The sequence below is a fragment of the Allorhizobium pseudoryzae genome, assembly GCF_011046245.1.
Taxonomy (GTDB): domain Bacteria; phylum Pseudomonadota; class Alphaproteobacteria; order Rhizobiales; family Rhizobiaceae; genus Neorhizobium; species Neorhizobium pseudoryzae.
Genome location: NZ_CP049241.1, coordinates 3,597,208 through 3,618,896 on the forward strand (window position 1 = coordinate 3,597,208; position 21,689 = coordinate 3,618,896).

19 protein-coding genes are annotated in these 21,689 nt (G+C 63.5%); 12 read left to right on the forward strand and 7 right to left on the reverse strand.

Annotated elements, in window-relative coordinates:
• The first annotated feature begins 8 nt into the window (after positions 1–8).
• From amn to vapC, 3 genes are read left to right on the forward strand one after another with little or no spacing between them, the layout of a single operon-like run.
• Entirely contained in the window at positions 9–1,508 is a 1,500-nt protein-coding gene (gene amn / locus G6N78_RS17590; protein ID WP_165220961.1) for an AMP nucleosidase, read from the forward strand.
• A 60-nt stretch (positions 1,509–1,568) separates the two neighbouring features.
• Positions 1,569–1,799 (forward strand): type II toxin-antitoxin system VapB family antitoxin, encoded by a 231-nt coding sequence (locus tag G6N78_RS17595; protein ID WP_165220964.1) that lies wholly within the window; start codon positions 1,569–1,571, stop codon positions 1,797–1,799.
• Positions 1,796–2,185, forward strand: a complete 390-nt coding sequence (gene vapC / locus G6N78_RS17600) for a type II toxin-antitoxin system VapC family toxin (RefSeq protein ID WP_165220967.1) — start codon at positions 1,796–1,798, stop codon at positions 2,183–2,185. Before G6N78_RS17595 ends, vapC begins: the two co-directional genes overlap by 4 nt.
• Here vapC and G6N78_RS17605 read toward each other — a convergent pair.
• Entirely contained in the window at positions 2,182–3,147 is a 966-nt protein-coding gene (locus G6N78_RS17605; protein ID WP_165220970.1) for a lysylphosphatidylglycerol synthase transmembrane domain-containing protein, read from the reverse strand. The two genes, vapC and G6N78_RS17605, sit on opposite strands and share 4 nt — an antisense overlap.
• A gap of 90 nt (positions 3,148–3,237) precedes the next feature.
• Between G6N78_RS17605 and G6N78_RS17610 the strand changes: the two genes are divergently transcribed.
• Both G6N78_RS17610 and G6N78_RS17615 read left to right on the forward strand, forming a co-directional pair.
• Positions 3,238–4,257 carry a glycosyltransferase family 2 protein gene (locus G6N78_RS17610; protein ID WP_165220973.1) on the forward strand — a complete coding sequence of 340 codons (1,020 nt, stop codon included), beginning with the start codon at positions 3,238–3,240 and terminating at the stop codon, positions 4,255–4,257.
• A complete protein-coding gene (locus G6N78_RS17615; protein ID WP_165220976.1) occupies positions 4,238–5,755 on the forward strand; it encodes an ArnT family glycosyltransferase in 1,518 nt (505 codons plus the stop codon). The genes G6N78_RS17610 and G6N78_RS17615 overlap by 20 nt, the downstream gene beginning before the upstream one ends.
• Here G6N78_RS17615 and G6N78_RS17620 read toward each other — a convergent pair whose 3' ends face one another.
• A complete protein-coding gene (locus G6N78_RS17620) occupies positions 5,756–7,120 on the reverse strand; it encodes an aspartate aminotransferase family protein (protein WP_165220979.1) in 1,365 nt (454 codons plus the stop codon).
• 153 nt (positions 7,121–7,273) lie between these two features.
• Between G6N78_RS17620 and G6N78_RS17625 the strand changes: the two genes are divergently transcribed.
• Positions 7,274–8,632: a glutamine synthetase family protein gene (locus G6N78_RS17625; protein ID WP_165220982.1), complete on the forward strand. Its 1,359-nt coding sequence runs from the start codon at positions 7,274–7,276 to the stop codon at positions 8,630–8,632.
• Between the two features lie 6 nt (positions 8,633–8,638).
• Here the strand turns inward: G6N78_RS17625 and G6N78_RS17630 are convergent, their stop codons facing one another.
• On the reverse strand, positions 8,639–9,598 hold the full coding sequence (locus tag G6N78_RS17630) for a diacylglycerol/lipid kinase family protein (RefSeq protein WP_165220985.1): 960 nt from the start codon (positions 9,596–9,598) through the stop codon (positions 8,639–8,641).
• A 250-nt stretch (positions 9,599–9,848) separates the two neighbouring features.
• Here G6N78_RS17630 and G6N78_RS17635 point away from each other — a divergent pair, with 250 nt between their 5' ends.
• Together G6N78_RS17635 and G6N78_RS17640 are read left to right on the forward strand one after the other, a co-directional pair.
• Complete coding sequence (locus tag G6N78_RS17635) at positions 9,849–11,072, forward strand: MFS transporter (RefSeq protein ID WP_165220987.1); 1,224 nt, start codon at positions 9,849–9,851, stop codon at positions 11,070–11,072.
• Between the two features lie 73 nt (positions 11,073–11,145).
• Positions 11,146–11,559: a DoxX family protein gene (locus tag G6N78_RS17640; RefSeq protein ID WP_370691459.1), complete on the forward strand. Its 414-nt coding sequence runs from the start codon at positions 11,146–11,148 to the stop codon at positions 11,557–11,559.
• A 30-nt stretch (positions 11,560–11,589) separates the two neighbouring features.
• Here G6N78_RS17640 and G6N78_RS17645 read toward each other — a convergent pair whose 3' ends face one another.
• The 4 genes from G6N78_RS17645 to G6N78_RS17660 all read right to left on the reverse strand — a co-directional run bounded on the left by G6N78_RS17645 (position 11,590) and on the right by G6N78_RS17660 (position 15,712).
• Positions 11,590–12,219 (reverse strand): L,D-transpeptidase, encoded by a 630-nt coding sequence (locus tag G6N78_RS17645; protein WP_165220990.1) that lies wholly within the window; start codon positions 12,217–12,219, stop codon positions 11,590–11,592.
• A 109-nt stretch (positions 12,220–12,328) separates the two neighbouring features.
• Entirely contained in the window at positions 12,329–12,967 is a 639-nt protein-coding gene (locus G6N78_RS17650; protein WP_234905974.1) for a pentapeptide repeat-containing protein, read from the reverse strand.
• Between the two features lie 226 nt (positions 12,968–13,193).
• Entirely contained in the window at positions 13,194–14,855 is a 1,662-nt protein-coding gene (locus G6N78_RS17655) for an electron transfer flavoprotein-ubiquinone oxidoreductase (RefSeq protein ID WP_165220993.1), read from the reverse strand.
• 329 nt (positions 14,856–15,184) lie between these two features.
• Positions 15,185–15,712 carry a DUF4334 domain-containing protein gene (locus G6N78_RS17660; protein WP_165220996.1) on the reverse strand — a complete coding sequence of 176 codons (528 nt, stop codon included), beginning with the start codon at positions 15,710–15,712 and terminating at the stop codon, positions 15,185–15,187.
• 130 nt (positions 15,713–15,842) lie between these two features.
• Here G6N78_RS17660 and G6N78_RS17665 point away from each other — a divergent pair, with 130 nt between their 5' ends.
• The 4 genes from G6N78_RS17665 (at position 15,843) to G6N78_RS17680 (ending at position 21,602) form a co-directional block, all read left to right on the forward strand.
• Positions 15,843–16,631 (forward strand): SDR family oxidoreductase, encoded by a 789-nt coding sequence (locus G6N78_RS17665; protein WP_165220999.1) that lies wholly within the window; start codon positions 15,843–15,845, stop codon positions 16,629–16,631.
• A 105-nt stretch (positions 16,632–16,736) separates the two neighbouring features.
• A complete protein-coding gene (locus G6N78_RS17670; RefSeq protein ID WP_165221002.1) occupies positions 16,737–16,937 on the forward strand; it encodes an LPXTG cell wall anchor domain-containing protein in 201 nt (66 codons plus the stop codon).
• Between the two features lie 160 nt (positions 16,938–17,097).
• On the forward strand, positions 17,098–18,474 hold the full coding sequence (locus G6N78_RS17675; protein ID WP_165221005.1) for an efflux RND transporter periplasmic adaptor subunit: 1,377 nt from the start codon (positions 17,098–17,100) through the stop codon (positions 18,472–18,474).
• Positions 18,471–21,602, forward strand: a complete 3,132-nt coding sequence (locus tag G6N78_RS17680; protein ID WP_165221008.1) for an efflux RND transporter permease subunit — start codon at positions 18,471–18,473, stop codon at positions 21,600–21,602. The genes G6N78_RS17675 and G6N78_RS17680 overlap by 4 nt, the downstream gene beginning before the upstream one ends.
• The last annotated feature ends 87 nt before the right edge of the window (positions 21,603–21,689 follow it).

A 21,689-nucleotide genomic window follows, 5' to 3' on the forward strand; every position in this document is an offset into this window, starting at 1 on the left:
AATGCGCCATGACAAAACGAATCTACACACTCTCCTCTCCGAACTTCATCAAGCCCGAACCGTTCGAACCGCAGGTCTTCAGCGACGCCGGCAAGGCCGTTGATGCGCTGATCGAACTTTACGAGCGCAACACCTCCTTCCTGATCGACGCGTTTACGCATCTCGCCAAAGGCGCCCCGGTCGCCGGCCGGCTGCGCGCCTGCTATCCGCAGGTGAGCATCGAGACGACCAGTTTCGGCCATGTCGATTCGCGCCTCTCCTACGGCCACGTCTCGGCGCCCGGCATCTACACGACCACCATCACCCGGCCGAAACTGTTTCGCCACTACCTGACCGAACAGCTCGAACTCCTGATGCGCAACCACCATGTGCCGGTGACGGTGTCGGAATCGGAGACGCCAATTCCGCTGCACTTCGCCTTTGGAGAAGGCGCACATGTGGAAGCGTCCGCCTCGACCGTGCTCTCCGACATGCCGCTGCGCGATCTCTTCGATACGCCGGACCTGAACATCACCGACGACCTGATCGCCAATGGCGAATATGACCAGGTCCCGGGCGAACCGGCACCACTGGCGCCGTTCACCGCGCAGCGCATCGATTATTCGCTGGCCCGCCTCAGCCATTACACGGCAACGGGTGCTGAGCATTTCCAGAACTTCGTGCTCTTCACCAACTACCAGTTCTACATCGACGAATTCGCCGCCTGGGCGCGCGAGTTGATGGCAAACGGTGGGGACGGCTACACGGCCTTTGTCGAGCCCGGCAACATCATCACGCCGGCGGGGACGGTGCGGGCAGTGGAAACGGCGGTGCGGCTGCCGCAGATGCCGGCCTATCACCTGAAGAAGGACGGCCATGCCGGCATCACACTCGTCAACATCGGCGTCGGTCCCTCGAACGCCAAGACCATCACCGACCATATCGCCGTGTTGCGCCCGCATGCCTGGCTGATGGTCGGCCATTGCGCCGGCCTGCGCAACAGCCAGCGGCTGGGCGACTACGTGCTCGCGCACGCCTATATGCGGGAAGACCACGTGCTGGACGACGACCTGCCGGTCTGGGTGCCGATCCCGGCGCTCGCCGAAGTGCAGCAGGCGCTGGAAGATGCGGTGGAGGAAATCACCGGTCTCGAAGGCTTCGAGCTGAAGCGCATCATGCGCACCGGCACGGTCGCCACCATCGACAACCGCAACTGGGAACTGCGCGACCAGCGCGGGCCGGTGAAGCGGCTCTCCCAGGCGCGCGCCATCGCGCTCGACATGGAATCGGCCACCATTGCGGCGAACGGCTTCCGCTTCCGCGTGCCCTACGGCACGCTGCTTTGTGTTTCCGACAAGCCGCTGCATGGCGAGCTGAAGCTGCCGGGCATGGCGACTGAATTCTACCGTACGCAGGTGCGCCAGCACTTGAAGATCGGCATTCGCGCCGTGCAGAAACTCGCCGAAATGCCCACGGAAAAGCTGCATTCACGCAAATTGCGCAGCTTTTACGAGACCGCGTTCCAGTGACATTGAAGGCAAGGCGCTTCATGTGTATGATGTGACGAGATCATACACATGAGGTTTGCCATGCGGACGAACATCGAATTGGACGAGCATCTCATTTCTGAAGCCATGGAGCTTGGTGGCCTCTCAACCAAGAAGGCCGCCGTTGATAGCGCGCTCCGAGAATTCGTCCGTATTCGCCGCCAATTGCGTGCCGTTGATCGTCTTGAGGGGATTGGCTGGGTGGGCGACCTTGACGCCATGCGTGACGATGGCCTGCAGGACACCGACTGGAGCCTGAAGGCAGGAGAATGATCGTCGCTGACAGTTCCGTCTGGGTTTCCGTGTTTCGGCGAGAGGATCAGGTGCTGGCTGAGCGCCTGCGCAATTACATTCGCCAGGGAAGTGTCATTCTTGGCGACATCATCCTGCTTGAATTGCTTCAGGGTGCACGCGACCACCAGCATGCGCGGGTGATTGAGATGGAGCTGCAAGAACTTCGAATTCTGCCAATGCTGTCGCCGGCACTGGCCGTACAGGCCGCGACTCATTACCGGACGTTGCGGTCGCGCGGCATTACGATCCGAAAAACAGCCGACCTGATCATCGGCACCTATTGCATCGAACACGGTCATAGACTGCTGCAGCGAGATAGGGATTTCCTGCCGATGGCCCAACATCTGGGCCTGCAACTAGCCTAACGCTCCCCCGCCGCGCCCCGCGCGACCAGCATCGACAACAGCGTGCCCACGACAGAGCTGACGATGATCAGCAGATGCGCGTTGACCGCAGCCTTGCCGAGAACGGCGAGCGCGCCTTCGGCGTGATCGGCCCCGAAGCCGAGAGCGCCGGCGGTGATGCCAGCGGGATAGGTGCCGACGCCGCCGGGGGCGTGCACGGGGAGAACGGAGGAGAGTTCGCCGCCGAGCGCGCCGCCAAAGGCGGGGCCAAGGTTCAGATCACCGAGCAGGACCAGCACCCAGGCCAGCACGGCGACCTTCACCGACCAGTTGACCAGCGTCACACCCCAGGCGCGGAAAAACGCCAGTCCGTCCACCGGCAGGCCCGCCTCCACCTCGCTTAGGAGCTTTTCAAGGCGGGATGGCACGGCGCCGTGCAGCAGGCGAAAGAGCGGGCGGCGGAGGCCAAACCCGAGCGCCGGGGCCGCCGCAAAGGCAAGCCAGAGCAGCCAGGCGAGTGCATGCCCCTTCTCCAGCGCGAGACCAAATCCGGCAGCGGCCAGCAGCGCATGCAGATCGAGCAGCCGCATGACGAGAAGCGCGGAAGTGGCGCGCGGCAGGGAGACGCCAAACTCCTTCCTCATCAGAAGCGGAAAACTCACTTCGCCGCTGCGAAACGGCATCATGACATTCAGCAGGTTATGGACCTGCACCAGCCGCAAGAGACGGCGGAAGTGACCCGCCGTTTCGCGTGGGAAATAATCGTGGATGCGCCAGGTCCTCAGCACATAGGTCGACAGCAACAGCAGCATGGCGACGGCGAGCGTTTGCCACCCCGCCTCCTGCCAGCGCGCCAGGATATCGCCCCAGCCCCAGAACCACTGGATGAAGAGGATATAGGCAGCAACCGAGGCCAGCGTCACCAGGCTCGTTGCGTTGCGAATCAGCCACGGTTTTCGACTGGCAAGCATGTCAATCTTCATATAGAGGACGCGATCAAAGGGCCGGCAGAGACGAAACGCCCATCGCGTCCCGCCACAGCGACCGGTCCAGAGCTTTAGGAGAAACATCCCGTGCGGACAACAGCAGAGTCGATCGAGATCGCACCGGCAACCGCTGCAGCCATCGAGCTTTCGCTGGTCGTACCCATCTTCAACGAAGAAGACAGCGTCGGCCCGCTGATTGCCCGCATTCAAGAAGCCATGGTTGGTTACGGCCAGCCATGGGAACTCATCCTGGTGGACGATGGCAGCACGGATGCGACGCTTGCGAACGCCCGCGCGGCGATCGGGCGCGATGGGCTCGACCTCTATGTGGTGGCGCTGCAGCGCAATTTCGGCCAGACCGCCGCCATGCAGGCCGGCATCACCCAGGCCCGCGGTCGGCTGATCGCGACGCTCGACGGCGATCTGCAGAACGATCCGAAGGATATTCCCGAGATGGTGCGCGAGCTGGAACGGCGTGAGCTCGACCTGCTCGTCGGCTGGCGCAAGAACCGCCAGGACGGGCTTCTGCTCCGCAAGGTGCCGTCCTGGATCGCCAACCGGCTGATCGGCCGCATCACCGGGGTTCGCCTGCATGACTACGGCTGCAGCCTGAAGATCTATCGCGGCTCGGTCATCAAGCAGGTCAAGCTGATGGGCGAAATGCACCGTTTCATTCCGGCCTGGGTTGCCGGAGTCGTTCCGAGCTCACGCATCGGCGAAATGCCGGTCACCCACCATGCGCGCCAGCACGGCGTGTCGAAATACGGCATCTCGCGCACCTTCCGCGTGATCCTCGACCTTTTGTCGGTGATGTTCTTCATGCGCTTCAAGGCGCGGCCCGGCCATTTCTTCGGCTCCCTCGGCCTCGGGCTCGGCGCGCTGTCCGGCGTCATCCTCGCTTATCTTTTCGTCGACAAATTCATCCTGGGCAATGATATCGGCACCCGGCCGCTGTTCATGATCGGCGTCATGCTGTTCCTGTCCGCCGTCCAACTGATCACCACCGGCATCCTCGCCGAAATGATTGCCCGTACCTATTACCGGGACGACAGTTCCGTCAGCTATATCGTGAGAGACGTCTACAACGGTGAGCAACAGACTCCATAACCTTCTCGTTCGCCGACCGGGGGCCGTTTTCTGGCTGGTGTTCGGCTATTTTGCACTCTGCGTGATCCTGCGCGTGCTGCGCTCCGACAGCATGCAGAATGACGAGGCCGAACAGCTGTTCCAGGCGCAGTTCCTGCTGCTGGGTTATGGCCGACAGCCGCCCTTCTACAACTGGCTGCAGATCGGCACGATCGACCTGTTCGGCCTGTCGGTCGCCAGCGTCTCGCTTCTGAAGAACGTGCTTCTGTTTCTCTGCGCGCTGTTCTACTGGCTGGCGGCGCGCATGCTGATGGACGACCGCCGCCTGCCGCTCGTCGCCATGATCGGCGTGCTGGCCGTTCCCTCGGTCACGGTGCTGGCCCAGCGCGATCTCACCCATGCGGTGGCAACACTCTGTCTGGTCTCGATTTTCCTGTGCGTCTTCATCCGGACGGTGAAGAGCCCGAGCCTTGTCAGCTACCTGCTCCTCGGCGTCACGGTCGGCATCGGCGCCATCACCAAGTACAACTTCGTCATCATTCCGATCGCCGCAGCGCTTGCCGTGCTGCCGGAGGCCGAACTGCGCAAGCGCCTGTTCGACTGGCGAATCCTGGTTGCCGGCGGTATCGCGGCCGCCATTGCACTGCCACACTTCATCTGGGTGTTGATGCACCTGGACGCGGCAACGACCGGAACCGTGGAAGCCATGCGCGCCGGTTCCTCCGGCGATGCCCTGCGCGATACGATCCGCGGACAGATTTCCATTCTCATCTCCACGCTCAAGGGCGGACTGCCGGTCGTGCTTGTTTTCGGGCTCGTGTTCTTCCGCCAGATCGGCGCGGCATGGCACGCAAGCAATGCCTGGACGCGACTGATCGGCCGCATGATCGTCGCCTGCCTGGTGATCGTGGCCTTGATCGGCATCGGCTTCGGCGCTTCCAGCATCCGCGAAAAATGGCTATCGCCCTTCCTGCTGCTCTTGCCGCTCTACCTGACGCTGAAGCTTGCCGCTGCCGAGATCGACAGCCGGCAGAGCGTGGCGCGCCTTGCGCCGCCAGTCTTGGGCATCATCACGGGTTTTGCGATCTATCTCGCGATCAGCAACATCGTCGCGCCCTACTTCGGCAAGTATGGCAAGGAACACGTGCCCTATCGCGCCGTGCTGGAAGAGATCATCACCAAGCGCGGCGAACGGCCTGCCTATATCATCAGCAGCGATCTGATGACCGCCGGCAATACGCGGCTGCATTATCCCACCGTGCCCGTGCTGATGCCGGATTTCGTCGAGCCCGTGCCGCTCGGCTCGGCACTCAAACGCGGCCCCGGCCTGCTCATCTGGCCGGTCGATGGCAGCAACAGTATTCCGGGCGGCATTGCCAGCCTGCTCGACGCGCATGGGATTGCCCCCCAGAGCCTTCAGGTTCAGTCCGAGGTCGTTCCCTACAATTTTGCGCAGGACGGGGACGCCATGCGCTTCGATTATATATGGCTGGCACAGGTCCCGGAGGCGCAGCGCTGATCAGCGCTGCGTATCGCGCAGGTGGTCGAGCCCTCTGCGCAGCGTCTCCACCATCTGGTCCACCTCGGAGCGGCTGATGATCAGCGCCGGAGAGGCCAGCATGCGGTCCCCGGTGGCGCGCATCACAAGTCCATTCTCCAGGCAATGGTTGCGCACCGCGCCGCCGGCATCGTCCGGCTTGGAAAACCGGCGGCGCGTCGCCTTGTCGGCGGCAATCTGCACACCGGCGATCAGTCCCACCGCATCCACCTGGCCGACGATCTCGTGATCCTCCAGAGTCTTCAAAGCGGCGGCGAAATAGGGGCCGATATCGGAGCGCACGCGCTCCACCAGCCCCTCCTCCTCGATGATGCGCAGGTTCTCCAACGCCGCCGCGGCACAGACAGGGTGACCGGAATAGGTGTAGCCGTGGTTGAAATCGCCGGCTTCCTCGATCATCACCCTGGCCACACGATCGCTCACCAGCACGGCGCCGATCGGCAGATAACCGGAGGACAGCCCCTTGGCGACGGGGGCGAGATCCGGCTTGAAGCCGAAATGCTGGTGGCCGAACCAGGTGCCGAGCCGGCCGAAGCCGCAGATCACCTCGTCGGCGACGAGCAGGATGTTGCGTGCCTTGCAGATGCGCTCGATCTCCGGCCAGTAGGTGTCCGGCGGCACGATGACGCCGCCCGCGCCCTGGATCGGTTCGGCGACGAAGGCGGCGACATTCTCCTCGCCCAGTTCATCGATCTTCGCCTCCAGTTCGCGCGCCATCTTCAGGCCGAATTCGGCGGGCGTCAGATCGCCGCCATCCGCATACCAATAGGGCTGGCCGATATGCGAGATACCTTCGATCGGCAGGTTGCCCTGCTCGTGCATGTGCTTCATGCCGCCGAGCGAGGCGCCGGCGACCGTCGAGCCGTGATAGCCGTTGCGGCGCGCAATCACATGCGTCTTCGTCGGATGGCCGAGCGCCTTCCAGTAGACGCGCACCATGCGGAACCAGGTGTCGGTGGCCTCCGAACCGGAATTGGTGAAGAAGACGTGGTTCAGAAGACCATCGGTATGGGCCGTGATCTTCTGCGCGAGCAGCGTGGTCGGCGGCGTCGTGGTGCCGAAGAAGGTGTTGTAATAGGGCAGTTCGTTCATCTGCCGCTGCACGGCGTCTGCAATTTCGGTGCGGCCATAGCCGATATTGACGCACCAGAGACCGGCAAACCCGTCGAGATACTGTTTGCCCTGGGCGTCGAAGATGTAGACCCCCTCGCCGCGCGCGATGATGCGCGTGCCCTTCTCGTTCAACTGCTTCATGTCGGAGAAGGGATGCAGGTGATGGGCTGCATCAATGGCACCGAGATTGGAGAGAGGCATCGACTGGTTCACGGTATTCCCCCGCATGGATCCGGCACCGGACGGCGCCTCGCCATGGCTGATTGTAAGGCGGTTTCTGATCGGCTACGAACATGGACCAACGGGAACAGGTTTGGCAAGCAGCCGCAAACGGCGTGAGGCCGACCGTGAGCAGGACGGGGTTTCATGACGGACGAGACGATCGGCAAAGCAGGCGACGGCACGAAGACGGCGCCGCGCATCGAAATCCTGCTGGTCGGCATGAACGGCGATCTGCGCGGCAAGATGATTCCGCTGAGCGCAGAGGACAAGGTGTGGAAGAACACCGTGCGCCTGCCCTCCTCCACCCAGTCGCTCGACATCTGGGGCGACGACAATGACGACATCACCGGCATTTCGCTGACGCTCGGCGATCCGGACGGCATCTGCACGCCGGACAAGAACTCGCTGACCACGCTGCCCTGGGGGCCAAAGGGCTCCAAACAGGTGATGGCGACCATGCATACGCTCTCGGGCGAGCCGCATTACGTTTGTCCGCGCGCCATTCTGGCGAAGGTTCTGCAACACTATGCCGAACGCGGGCTGACGCCGGTGGTGGCGACCGAACTGGAATTCTACGTGGTGGAGCCGGATTTCCGCACCACGGGCAAGCCCACCCCGCCGATGGCACTGGTGATGAATGGCGAGGTGGAAGGCTTCCAGCTCTACGACATGCGGGCTACCGCAGCGCTCGAAGACTTTCTCGACACGGTTCGCCGCTACTGCGACGACATGGGCCTGCCGGCGGATGCGACGACGGCGGAATTCGGCCCGGGCCAGTTCGAGGTGAACCTGCTGCACAAGCCGGATGTGATGGCAGCCGCCGATGACTGCATCTACCTGAAACGCGTCGTGGATTTCGCCGCCCGCCGGCATGGGCTGAAAGCCACCTGCATGGCCAAACCCTATGGTGACCAGGCCGGCTCCGGCCTGCACGTGCATGCGAGCATCCTCGACCGCGACGGCAACAACATTCTCGACGCCAAGGGCGGCGATCCGGTGCGGCTGAAATCGGTGACCGCCGGCATGTTGAAGACCATGCAGGAAGCGCAGTTGATCTTTGCGCCCTTTGCCAATTCCTATCGCCGCTTCCAGCCGGGTTCGTTTGCGCCGGACAAGATCGACTGGGGCTTTGGCCATCGGGGCACGGCCGTGCGCATCCCCGACAGCAATGGCCCTGCCGCCCGCATCGAACATCGCGTGGCCGGCGCCGATGCCAACCCGCACCTGCTGCTGGCGGCCATCCTCGGCGGCATGCTGCTCGGCCTCGACGAGACGCTTGATCCCGGCCCCGTCACCCGACCGGACAGCGCGCCGGAGAACCCCGAGATCCTCACCCACGATTTCCTGACGGCGGTCGACCGCTTCCTCGCCTCTACCTTCATCCGCGACACGTTCGGGGCGGACTATCAGCGCATCTACGGCCAGACGAAACGCAAGGAAGCCATCACCTATCTGCGCACCGTCTCGAGCTTCGATTACCAGACTTATTTGCCGCGGATATAAGCGCCGTTACAAGCCCACGGTCGCCGTCGCCACGCCTTCCTGGGCCTGCACCTGCGCCATCGGCGCCTGCGGCTGGCGCACGAGCACCTTCAGCTCACCGGCGTGGATCTTGAGCGTCACGTCACGGTCCATCGGCAGAAGCTCGCCGTCGATGACGCAGCGGATGTCCTTGCGGGCGCGGGGGAAATGCAGGTCCACTTCGGTGGCCGTCATGGCGCTGACGGCTTCGTTTTCCTTCAGCCGGCCACGCAGGATATCGATGGCAAGCGCCGCGACGCCCGGGGGCGTCAGCGCATCGGCCACGTAGAAGCCGAGATGACCGCCACTGGCGCTGTCGGCATAGAGAAGGCCGTCGCTGCCGAACTCGTTGTTGGAGACGGAGATGGCGGAAACCTTGCGCAGTTCCTTGCGCCCCTCCACCGTGAACTCCACCTCGAAGACCGGGGGATTGAACATCACGCCGAGGGCTGCCCGCGTGCTGGCGCGGATCTTGCCGAGCCGTGAGGCATAGCTCATCTGATTGCGGTAACGCACCATGCGGGAATGCAGGCCGGCCGAAAACTGGTGCACGAAGCTGCGGCCATTGGCGCTGGCGATATCGGCATCCTGCACCTCGCCCTTCGCCAGCACGTCCAACACCTGCCAGATATCGAGCGGCAGTTTCAGGGTGCGGGCAAACAGGTTCATCGTGCCCGCCGGCACGATGCCGAGGGCGAGGCCGCTCTGCCAGGCAATGGAGGCCGCGGCCGAAATCGTGCCGTCGCCACCCCCGGCGATCAGACCTTCGACGCCGGGCGTCGCCGCCACCTTTTCCATGGCACCGACCACATCGTCGCCGGCGACCACCCGGCATTCGATCTCGTGTCCCTCGGCCCGGAACACGTCGGCCATCTGGCGGCTATAGGCGTCCATGTCGGTCGTCTTGAAGGTTCCGCCGTCGCGGTTGAGGATGGCAATGAGGTTCATGGGAGGCCGGTGTTCCACAAATGGGTGCGCAAGAAAACGGATAAGCCTGCAAATGGTTGCCTGCCCGGCGCACTGCAAGCGGCAATGTCATCCTCGTGGAGGATCATGATTATTTCACGGCGCTGCATTTCCCCTCTCCCGCACCGCAAAATGATATGGTAGCCTTAGTATTGATCCACATCAAAGATCTCCTCCCGAAATCTCCCGGCCGATGCCCTTCCGGCAAAGGCCCTTCTTGTGCGCGAATCCCATGACCGATGCTCCTGTCCCCTACCCATCCACGCGGCAGCGCGAGGATGCAAACCCGCTTACGCCACTCTCCATCGCCCTGATCGAACTCGCGCTTGCCGTTGGCGGCTTCGGGATTGGAACCGGCGAGTTTGCCATCATGGGCCTGTTGCCGGATGTGGCGGCGACCTATGGCGTCAGCATCCCTCAGGCCGGTCATGTGATCAGTGCCTATGCCGTCGGCGTGGTCATCGGGGCGCCGGTCATTGCGGCGCTGGCGGCCAAGCTGCCGCGCAAGACGCTGCTTCTGATGCTGATGTCGCTGTTTGCGCTCGGCAATGCCATGAGCGCGCTGGCACCGGCCTTCGGCAGCTTTACGCTCATGCGCTTCATCACCGGCCTGCCGCATGGCGCCTATTTCGGTGTGGCTGCGCTGGTCGCCGCCTCGATGGCAGAGCCGCATCGCCGCGCCCGGGCGGTCGGCCGCGTGATGCTGGGGCTGACGATTGCGACGCTGATCGGCACGCCGCTCGCCACCTTCCTCGGCCAGATGATGAGCTGGCGGGCGGCCTTCCTGCTGGTGGCGTTTTTCGGTGCGCTCACCGTGCTTCTGATCGCCATCTACCTGCCGAGGGACAAGGTGGCGGAGGGCGCCAGCATCCGCCGCGAACTCAGCGCCTTCACGCGGCTGCAGGTCTGGTTGTCGTTTGCCGTGGCCGCGGTCGGCTTCGGCGGCATGTTCTCGATCTTCAGCTACATCGCAAAGACGGTCACCGATACCGCCGGCCTGCCGGTCAGCATGGTGGCCATCGTGCTGACCTTGTTCGGCATCGGCATGAATGTCGGCAACGTGCTTGGTTCGCGCATGGCGGACTATTCGCTGAAGGGCACGATCGGCGGCATGCTCGCCTTCAATATCGTGATGATGAGCGTCTTTTCGCTGACTGCCCACAACCCGGTGATGCTGTGCATCTGCGTGTTCCTGACCGGCTGCGGCTTTGCCGCCTGCCCGGCTGTCCAGACCCGCCTGATGGATGTGGCGGCCGATGCGCAGACGCTCGCCGCCGCCACCAACCATTCCGCCTTCAACATCGCCAATGCGCTCGGCGCCTGGCTCGGCGGCCTGGTGATTGCCGCCGGCTACGGCTACGGTGCGACCGGCTATGTCGGAGCCGTTCTCTCGGCGCTCGGACTTGGCGTGTTTCTTGTTTCGGTGGCCTTGGAACGGCGGGAAAGCCGCGGATAATCGACGCCCCCACTCTTCCATTTGTCCGTGGACTTGATAGGCTGCCTGGAGCGCAACCTATGGGGGAATTGTCATGTCGACAGCAGATAGCGGGCGCATGCCGTCCGCACTGGACATCTTTGCAACCGGTTGGTTCGGATATCTCGCCCGAACCGTTCTGACCTTCATGTTCTGGGGAAGCGGTCTTTCCAAGCTGCTGGACTTTTCGGGCGGGGTGGGGGAAATGACGCATTTCGGCCTGGAGCCGGCCGTCGTCTTCAATATCGCCGTCATCATCACCCAGCTCGGCGGCTCGGCCTTGATCATCCTCAATCGCCACGCCTGGCTCGGCGCCGGCGCTCTCGCCGTTTTCACTCTTCTCACCATTCCGATCGCGCACAATTTCTGGGCGATGGAAGAGCCGATGAAGACGTTCGAGTTCTATGTCGTTACCGAACATCTGAGCATTGTCGGAGCTCTGATGCTCGTCGCCTGGAAGTGCCGCTGAGGCGATGGCCGCAGCAGCACTCCACCAGTGTCACGCCCGCGCGGTTTCCTGGATCACGACGACACGGTCGCCCACTTTGACGCGGGCATAGAGATCGATGACGTCGTGGTTCATCATGCGGATGCAGCCGCTCGACATGGCGTGACCGATGGAGTCCGGCTGGTTGGTGCCGTGGATGCGGAAATGTGTGTCCCCACCGCCGCGGTAGAGATACATGGCGCGCGCGCCCAGCGGATTGTTCGGGCCGCCCGGCATGCCGCCGGCAAACTTCAGGTTCTTCTTCGGGTCGCGCCGGATCATGTTGGCGGTCGGCGTCCAGGTCGGCCATTCCGCCTTGCGGCCCACATAGGCGTTGCCGGAAAGCGCCAGCCCTGCCCGCCCGACACCGACGCCGTAGCGCATCGCCCGGCCGTTCTCCAGCACGTAGTAGAGCCGGCGCGCCGGTGTATCCACCACGATGGTGCCCGGCTTGTGCGGTGTCGCATAGGCCACTTCCGTGCGGCGCAGTTCCGGCTTGATCTTCTCGATCGGCACTTCCTTCAGAGGGAAAGGTTCGCTCGGGCGTGCGGCGTAATCGGCTTGCGAATTCATCGAGGTCGTGGAGCAGCCAGCCAGGAAAAGCGGCAACCCGAAGATCAGCCCGCGGCGCGAGATCGACATGATTGTGTCCTTATTGCGGTGTTTTAATGGTCCGCAATTTAAAGACGGTATGGTTAATGAAGGGATAACGCCCCGGCAGACAGGTTAACACTCGGTCGTCAGGCAAACGTCAATCGCTGTCGCAGGGCCAGCTCAGCGGCGTGGTGATGCCCGGCGGAAGCGCTGTGTTTTGATCGCCGCAGGCGAGATCAACCTGTTCCTGCTTCAGACCCGTGGCCTGGGACAGATCGACGCCTTCGATCCGGGTCAGGAACAAAAATGCATTGGTGAAATCGACCGGCCCTTCCACATGGGCACCCTGAAAGACTGCGCGGGAGAGATTGGCGGTGGCAAAGGCCGTGTTGCCGAGCGTCGCCTTCTGGAAATTGACGCGTGCAAGTTCTGCCTTGGTGAAATCGGCATTCTGCAGATCGGCACCGGCAAAATTGGCACGCTGCATTTCCGCACCCTGGAAGATGGCGCCCTTGGCTTTTAGGCCGGGGAACTCCGTGCGGTACCCCTCGATCTTGCTGAAGTTGGCGCCTTCGGCATCCGCCTTGTTGAGCGAGGCGCGCAGCAGGATCGCCTTGGTGAAATCGCCGTTTTTCAGGCTGCTGTGGCTCAAATCGGTGCGGCTGAGATCAGCGCCGGCAAAACGACCGCCGTCCAGCTGGCTGTGCTCCAGCATCAGCATGCGCTTGCGGCATTCGCTCCAGTCGATATTCGGTCCCGCATCGGCGCGGCACTTGCCGGCAAGCTCCGGTGCCATCTGGCTGACGACCAGCACAAGCCCGCCTGCCACCGCAATGACCGGAATCAGAAGACGGCTTCGGCTGGTCCTGACGCGCCGCCACGTGGCGCGCAGAAAGTGGCTGTCTTTGCGCTGTCCGGCGTATTTCATCGTCGGCTTGTCCTGCAGATGCCTTGCCACTCCTCTCTACTCCCTTTCCGACCGACCGGGAAGCCTCCTCGCTCCCCCGTTCGGCCGCTGACGCTCACATGCTTGGATAAACGGGGCCCTCGCCGCCCTGCGGCGGCACCCAGTTGATATTCTGGTTCGGGTCCTTAATGTCGCAGGTCTTGCAGTGCACGCAGTTCTGCGCGTTGATGACGTAGACCTCTTCGCCATCCTTCTCCACCCATTCGTAGACGCCGGCCGGACAGTAACGGGCGGACGGGCCGGCATAAACGCCAAGCTCGGAGCGCTTCTGCAGGTCCATGTCCTTCACCTGGAGATGGACCGGCTGATCCTCCTCGTGGTTGGTGTTGGAGAGGAAGACGGAAGACAGGCGGTCGAAAGTCAGGACACCATCCGGCTTCGGATAGTCGATCTTCTTATGGTTGGCCGCCGGCTCCAGCGAGGCTGCGTCCGTCTTGCCGTGCTTCAGCGTGAAGGGCGAGGAGCCAAAGATCTGGTTGATCCACATGTCGATGCCGCCGAGCGCCACGCCGAGTGCCGTGCCGAACTTCGACCACAGCGGCTTGACGTTGCGCACGCGCTTCAGATCCTTGCCGATATCGCTGGCGCGCCAGGCGTTTTCGATCTCGACCGGCTCGTCATTGGCACGACCGGCGGCAATCGCCTCGGCGATCTTCTCCGCCGCCATCATGCCGGACAGGACGGCATTGTGGCTGCCCTTGATGCGCGGAACGTTGACGAAGCCGGCGGAACAGCCGATCAGCGCGCCGCCGGGGAAGGAGAGCTTCGGCACCGACTGCCAGCCGCCTTCGGTGATTGCACGTGCGCCGTAGGAGATGCGCTTGGCGCCTTCGAACGTGTCACGGATCGCTGGATGCGTCTTGAAGCGCTGGAATTCCTCGAAGGGGAAGAGATAGGGGTTCTTGTAGTTCAGGTGCACGACGAAACCGACGGCCACCAGATTGTCATGCAGATGGTAGAGGAAGGAGCCGCCGCCCGTCTTCATGTCCAGCGGCCAGCCGAAGGAATGCTGCACGAGGCCGGCCTTGTGATGCTCGGGCTTCACCTCCCACAGCTCCTTGAAGCCGATGCCGAATTTCTGCGGCTCGCGGCCCTCGTCCAGCTTGAACTTGGCGATCAGCTGCTTGGCGAGCGATCCCCGCACGCCCTCGCCGATCAGCACATATTTGCCGAGCAGCGCCATGCCGCGGGTATAGTTCGGGCCAGGTTCGCCGTTCTTCTCGATTCCCATGTCGCCGGTCGCGACCCCGATCACGCGACCATCTTCGTCATAGAGCACTTCGGTGGCGGCAAAACCCGGATAGATCTCGACGCCGAGTTCTTCCGCCTTGCCGGCAAGCCAGCGACAGACGAGGCCGAGCGAGACGATGTAATTGCCGTGATTGTTCATCAAGGGTGGCATGAAGGCATTCGGCAGACGCACCGAACCGGCCGGCCCCAGGAACAGGAACTGGTCGTCCGTCACCGGCGTGGTGAAGGGATGGCCCTCCTCCTCGCGCCAGTCCGGCAGAAGCCGGTCGATGCCGATCGGATCGACGACGGCGCCGGAGAGGATATGCGCGCCAACCTCGGCGCCCTTTTCCAGAACGACGACCGTCAACTCTGGATTGACTTGCTTCAACCGGATCGCCGCGGACAGGCCAGCCGGCCCCGCGCCGACGATCACCACGTCGAATTCCATGCTTTCGCGTTCCGGCAGTTCCATGTGTTCAGTCATGCATTCTCTCCCGCTCGGGCGCTTCCCCTGTTGCCTTCCTCCTTGGCAAAAGCCACAGGCCTTGTCGAGCCGCGTTGCAACGCATGGCGGCGTGAAATTTCGGGAACGCCTATTGATCTTGAAGAATATATTACGTGTACGTAAGCGTCAATTAGAATGCGCATTGGGGGTCGATCGGGGCGGAGAAGCAGGGCGCGAGGGCGGCAAAGGGCAAGGCCAGCGGTTGATGGCGATGAGCGACGGGACGGTCGGCGCATGTTTCACAATCGGGCAAGCCTCTGTGTCCTGCGCGGCCCGGCGCGCTCCGACTGCATGGCCGACATCGTGTATCAGCTGTCCGACACCCATTCGAGCACGAACATATAGTGCCGCGCGTCGCCGGCGATCTCCATGACGCCGAGCACGCGGTCCTCGTCCAGTCTCCGGAAGTGATCGACGATCGGCTTGCGGTCATAGGCCATGGCGGCACTCTCGACACCGCGATAGGTGACCTGCCGGACGCTGGCCACCGGGCCATGCGCCCGCAGACCGCGCATCAGATGGGAGAAGAGATTGTGACCCGCGCGGCTGCGACCGAAGCCGGAGAGATGCAGGGCGAGGCCAACAGGGATTTTTACCGGGTCGATCGGCACCAGCCGCCGTTCGCCCCAGCGAAACAGCAGCGCATCTGCCCGGCGGTCGCCGTGGAACCGCTTGCCGTACCAGCCGAGATTTTCCAGCACCCCGTCCAGTGGATGACCCGTCGGCAGCCCATGCCCATGCCACAGGCCGATCAATTCCGCTGGCAGAACCGGCGGCAGCGTATCGAACAGGGCGAAAGCTTCGGCTTCGGAGGAGACGGCATCAAGGGTCAACATGCCTTCCTATGTAGTGCAGCCAAGCCGCACAACAATTGGCATCCCGTCTCCGCCGGATGCCCTTTCCCCACCCGGTTCCTCAGGTTAAGGTCCGCGCCGACGTGACTTGCATCAGGAAGGAAGACGTAAGATGGATTTCGGCATTTCCGGCAAACGGGCGCTCGTGCTCGCCTCCTCGCGTGGCCTTGGCCTCGGCATTGCCCGGGCGCTCGCCGCGGAAGGCGCGCATGTGCTCCTGTGCGGGCGCAGCGGTGACAGGCTTGCGGAAAACTGCAAGGCGATCAACGCCGAGGGCAAAGGCAAGGCGGACTGGGTCTGGGCGGATCTCGCCGAAGACGATGCGGTGGCAAACCTGCAGAAGGCCGTCGCAGACAAGCTGGGCGGGCTCGACATTCTCGTCAACAACACGGGCGGGCCGACGCCCGGCACCGCCGAAGAGATGACGGTCGAAAAGCTGGAGAGCTTTTTCCAGACCATGGTCGTGCGGGTGATCGCCCTCACCAGTGCCTTCCTGCCGGCGATGAAGGAACAGGGGTTTGGCCGCATCCTGACGGTTGCCTCGTCGGGGGTCATCGAGCCGATCCCGAACCTTGCTCTCTCCAACACGCTGCGCGGCGCGCTGGTCGGCTGGAACAAGACGCTGGCCACAGAAGTCGCCTCGTTCGGCATCACGGCCAACATGATCCTGCCCGGCCGCATCCACACCGACCGCATCGACGAGCTGGACGGCGCCAATGCCAAACGGCAGGGCAAGGCGCTCGACGAGGTACGGGCGGCGTCGATCAAAACCATTCCGGCCGGACGGCTGGGCACCGTGGACGAGTTCGGCGCGGTCGGCGCCTTCCTCTGCTCCGGCCCGGCAGCCTATGTCACCGGCAGCATGATCCGCGTCGATGGCGGCGCTGCCAAATCGCTCTGAACGGCGATCACAATTCCCCGCCCGGCCTGCGCCGAGCGGGGTTCCGGCCTCATGCCCGCCGGGGCCAGGCGGGTGGACGACCCTTTCCGTGAGGAGTGACCCGCCATGAACATCCTTCGCATTCTCCTGACCATCCTTGCCGGCTTGTGCGTCCTGATGGGCCTCGTCTGGATCGGCCAGGGCACGGGGGTCTTTCCCTATCCGGCTTCCAGCTTCATGATCGACCAGTCGCCGTGGATCCTGTGGGGCGCGCTGCTGGCGGCGGCGGGCCTTGCCGCTCTCTGGTTGCTGCGCCGGCGCCGGTAGACACGCCACCCGTGTCCCGTCGCCAGCCGATGCCACATTCTTCCCAGATTACAGAAGTTTAAGGTGATTTTCCGCGGGTTCAGGCGTTTCCTCAAAAACGCTGCCATTTTGCATCGCAGCATAGTCGATCCTCCCACTCTCGACGCTTGCGGGCCCGTATATGAACAAGACCTGGACCTTCCTCGGCATCCTTGCCATCGGCGCCGGTGGCGCCTGGTATTATCGCGATTTTCTGCCGCCCGCGCTGCAGATTCCCAATCTCCAGCAACTGTCGGCTGCCGCCGGCTTTGGTTCCGACAAAGGCGATGGCGGCCACCGGCAACAGGCCGGAACCGAGGGAACCGCTTCCGCAACAGGGCAGCGCCGCCAGGGCGAGAGCCAGGCGCAGGCCTCCGGGCAAGGCCAGAGGTCGGGCCAAGGGTCGGGTCAAGGGTCGGGTCAAGGCTCGGGTCAAGGCTCGGGCCAGGGACGCCGCACGGGTGGTCCGGCCACGGTGCGCACGCTTGCGGCCTCCACCGGAACGCTGCCGCTCGACGTCGTGGCCAACGGCTTTGCCGAGGCCGCCGACAACACGACGATCGCCGCCCTCCAGCAGGGCCTCTTGATGAGCGTGATCGCCAAAGATGGCCAGGAGGTGAAGGCCGGGGACCTGATCGCCAAGCTGGATGACCGGACAGCCGCTGCCGCCGTCGCCAAGGACCAGGCCAACATCACCAGTGACCAGGCAACGCTCACGGAAACGCAGGCCGCCCTGCAGCGTGCCGAGAACCTGTTGAAGCAGAACGCCCAGTCGCAGCAAGGTTATGAACAGGCCAAGGCCGCCCGCGATACCGCCGCCGCAAAACTCGCCGCAGACCAGGCAACGCTGGCCGCAGACCAGGTGACGCTGGAGCATACCGATATCCGCGCGCCCTATGCCGGCCGGCTCGGCGACATCGTCATCAGTCCCGGCGCCTATGTGAGCGCCGGTGCCAGCATCGTCACGATCACCCGCTACGATCCCATCTCCGTCGGCTTCCGTCTGCCGCAGCGTTACCTGCCGGACCTGCATCGCGGCCTGACCGATGCCGCGCCCGTCGATGCCGACCCGGCGGCCACCGGCGGCGTTGCCGATCGGGGCGCGCTCTCCTTCTTCGATAACAGCGTCGATTCGAGTTCCGGAACGGTGCTCGCCAAAGCCGAGTTCAAGAACGACAAGGGCACGCTCTGGCCCGGCCAGAACGTCAACGTGACCATCCACTTCCAGCCGAGCGATCGCTCGATCATCGTGCCGACGGTCGCCGTCCGGCCGGGGGCCGAGGGCTCCTTCGTCTATACCGTGGACGAAACCGGCAAGGTGCATGCCACGAAGGTGACGGTGGCGCGCGCCAATGGCGATCAGACCGCCATCGCGTCTGGACTTTCGGAGGGTGACCATGTCGTGGTCGAGGGCCAGGTGCAGCTCGCCGACGGGCAACATGTGGTCGAGCAGTTTGCCGGCGACAAACCCTTGCCGGTGGCCGATGCCGCCTCGGTCACGGGGGCGCTCCAGCCATGATCCCAGCCTTCTGTATCAACCGCCCGGTTGCCACGACGCTGCTTGCCATCGGGCTCATTCTGGCAGGCCTTGCCGGTTATCGCCTGCTGCCGGTCGCAGCCCTTCCCAAGGTCGATTTCCCGACGATCAACGTGTCGGCCTCGCTGTCCGGCGCCTCGCCGGAAAGCATGGCGACGTCCGTTGCGACGCCCCTGATCAAGAAGTTCGAGACGATCCCAGGCGTCAGCGAAATCTCCGCTACCAATTCGCTCGGCAATACCTCGATCATCCTGCAGTTCAACCTCAACCGCAACATCGATGCGGCAGCGGCCGACGTGCAGGCGGCGATCTCGCAGGCGACCCGCCAGCTGCCGAGCAACATGACGACGGCACCGAGTTACCGCAAGACCAACCCGGCGGATGCGCCGATCCTGCTGCTCGCCATCAATTCCGACGAATTGCCGCGCTCCAAGGTGGACGAGATCGCCGAAAACATCGTCTCGCCGCTTCTCTCCACGCTCCCCGGCGTCGCGGAAGTCAGCATCTACGGTTCGCAGACCTATGCGGTGCGGGTCGGGCTTGATCCGACGGCGCTCCAGGCACGCGGGCTTGGCGTGGATACCGTCACGTCGGCGATTGCGGGTGCCAACAACCAGACACCGGTCGGCACGCTGCAGACCGCTGACCAGCGGCTGACGATCGATGCAAAGACGCAGCGCACCAATGCCGACGAGTTCCGCTCGCTGGTGATTGCGACGAAAAACGGCGCGCCCATCCATCTCGGCGATGTCGCACGCGTGGAAGACAGCGTCGCCAATCTTGATGCCGGCAGCTGGTATGACGGCAAACGCTCGATCATCCTCGCCGTCCAGCGCCAGCCGGATGCCAATACCGTGGATGTCGTGGAGGAGATCCGGGCCAAAATGCCGGCGCTGGAGGCGCAGTTGCCGCCATCCGTGCATCTCAACGTGATGAACGATGCCTCGACCGCCATCAAGGAAGCGATCCACGACGTTCAGTTCACGCTGTTCCTGACGATCGGGCTCGTGGTGCTGGTGATCTATCTCTTCACCGGCCACCTGATGGCAACCATCATTCCCGGTCTTGCCGTGCCGCTGTCGCTGATCGGCACCTTCGGTGCGATGTATGCGCTCGGCTACAGCATCGACAACATCTCGCTGCTCGGCCTGACGCTCTCGGTCGGCCTTGTGGTCGATGATGCCATCGTCATGCTGGAGAACATTCTCAGGCTTCATGAAGAGGGCCTGCCGATGCGCGAAGCGGCGCTGAAGGGTGCCGCGGAAGTCAGCTATACGATTCTGTCGATGTCGATCTCGCTCGTCGCGGTCTTCATCCCAATCCTGCTGATGGGCGGTGTCGTCGGTCGCCTGTTCAACGAGTTCGGCATGGTCGTGACGCTTGCGATCCTCACCTCGGCGCTCGTCTCACTCACCGTCACGCCGATGCTCGGCTCGCGCCTCTCCTCGCACTCGTCCCGCCCGCCGATGATCATCCGCTGGTTTGATGCGGGCTTCGGCTATACGCTGCGCGGCTATGACCGTTCGGTCTCCTGGTGCTTGAAACACCGCGGCGTGGTGCTCCTCAGCTTCCTTGCCTCGATTGCCGCCTCCGGCTGGCTGTTCATGACGCTGCCCTCCAGCTTCTTCCCGCAGGAGGATGTCGGACGGCTCTCCGTCTCCACCCGCGCCCGCGAGGACATTTCCTACGAGGCGATGCGGGCCCTGCAGGCGCAGGTGGCGGAGATCATCGGCAAGAACCCGGCGGTCAAGCACGTCACGTCGATCGTTGGCGGCAGTGCCCGCAGTCCGCTCAACAACGGCACAATGTTCGTTGAACTGAAGCCGAAGGACGAGCGCCCGCCGCTGGCGCAGACCATCGACGACATGCGCAAGGCCACGGCCAAGGTCGCGGGCCTGAAAACCTTCATCACGCCGCAGCAGAGCCTGCGGTTTGGCGGGCGCAGCACGGCAAGCCAGTATCAGCTGGTCATCCAGGCGCTGAATGCCTCGACGACGAACGAATGGGCCGGCAAGATCCAGACGGCGCTGCGCCAAGACCGCCTCTTCACCGATGTGACCTCGGATGCCCAGAACGGCGCGATTGCCGCCGACATCAAGGTGGATACGGAAAAGGCCGCCGCCTACGGCATTACCAATGACCAGCTGCGCAAGACGCTGGAAATGGCCTTCAGCGGCTATACCGCCGCCCAGATCCAATCGACCGGCGACAGTTACGACGTCATCGTCGAACTCGACAAGTCGAAGCCGTGGGATGACGAATTCCTGCGCGACATCAACATCCTGTCATCGAAATCCGGAACGCTGGTGCCGCTCTCCAACTTCGCCTCGGTGGAGCGCAAGCAGGCGCCGGTGACGATCAACCAGACCGGCCAGCTCGTCTCGACGACCGTCTCCTTCAACCTGCCCGATGGCGTCTCGCTCAGCCAGGCGACGGCTCGCATTGACGAGATCAAGCAGAGCCTCAACATGCCGAGCGACGTCTTCACCTCCTATGGCGGCAATGCGGCGATCTTCAAGGAGAGCCAGGGCAATACCGGCCTGCTGATTCTCGCCGCCGTCATCACCATCTATGTCGTTCTCGGCGTGCTCTATGAGAGCTTCATCCATCCGCTGACGATCCTGTCCGGCCTGCCGGCGGCAGCCTTCGGTGCGCTGATCGCGCTGAAGGTGATGAACTTCGACCTCTCGGTCATTGCACTCATCGGCCTCCTGATGCTGATCGGCATCGTCAAGAAGAACGCGATCATGATGATCGACGTGGCGGTGGAACTCATCCGGGAGAAAGGCGAAGCACCGGTCGCGGCGATCCACGAGGCCTGCGTGCGGCGTTTCCGGCCGATCATGATGACCACCTTCTGCGCGCTGCTCGGAGCACTGCCGATCGCGCTGGGCTCCGGCGCAAGCTCCGAGCTTCGCCAGCCGCTCGGCATTGCCGTGGTGGGGGGGCTCGTCGTCTCGCAGATGCTGACGCTGTTCATCACGCCGGTGATCTTCGTCGAGATGGATCGTCTCGGCAAAGGCCTGAAGCGGCTTTTCGCCCGCAAGGCGGATCACGCGCCCGCCAACTCGGAATTTCCTCCGCAGGCTCCGGCCGCGGCCGCCGAATGATGATCACGGGGACCGCAATTGCGGTCTCCCCTGCCCGCCTGTCTTGAAATCTTCACGGCACTGTGCGATCAGCGCCCCCTCGTTATC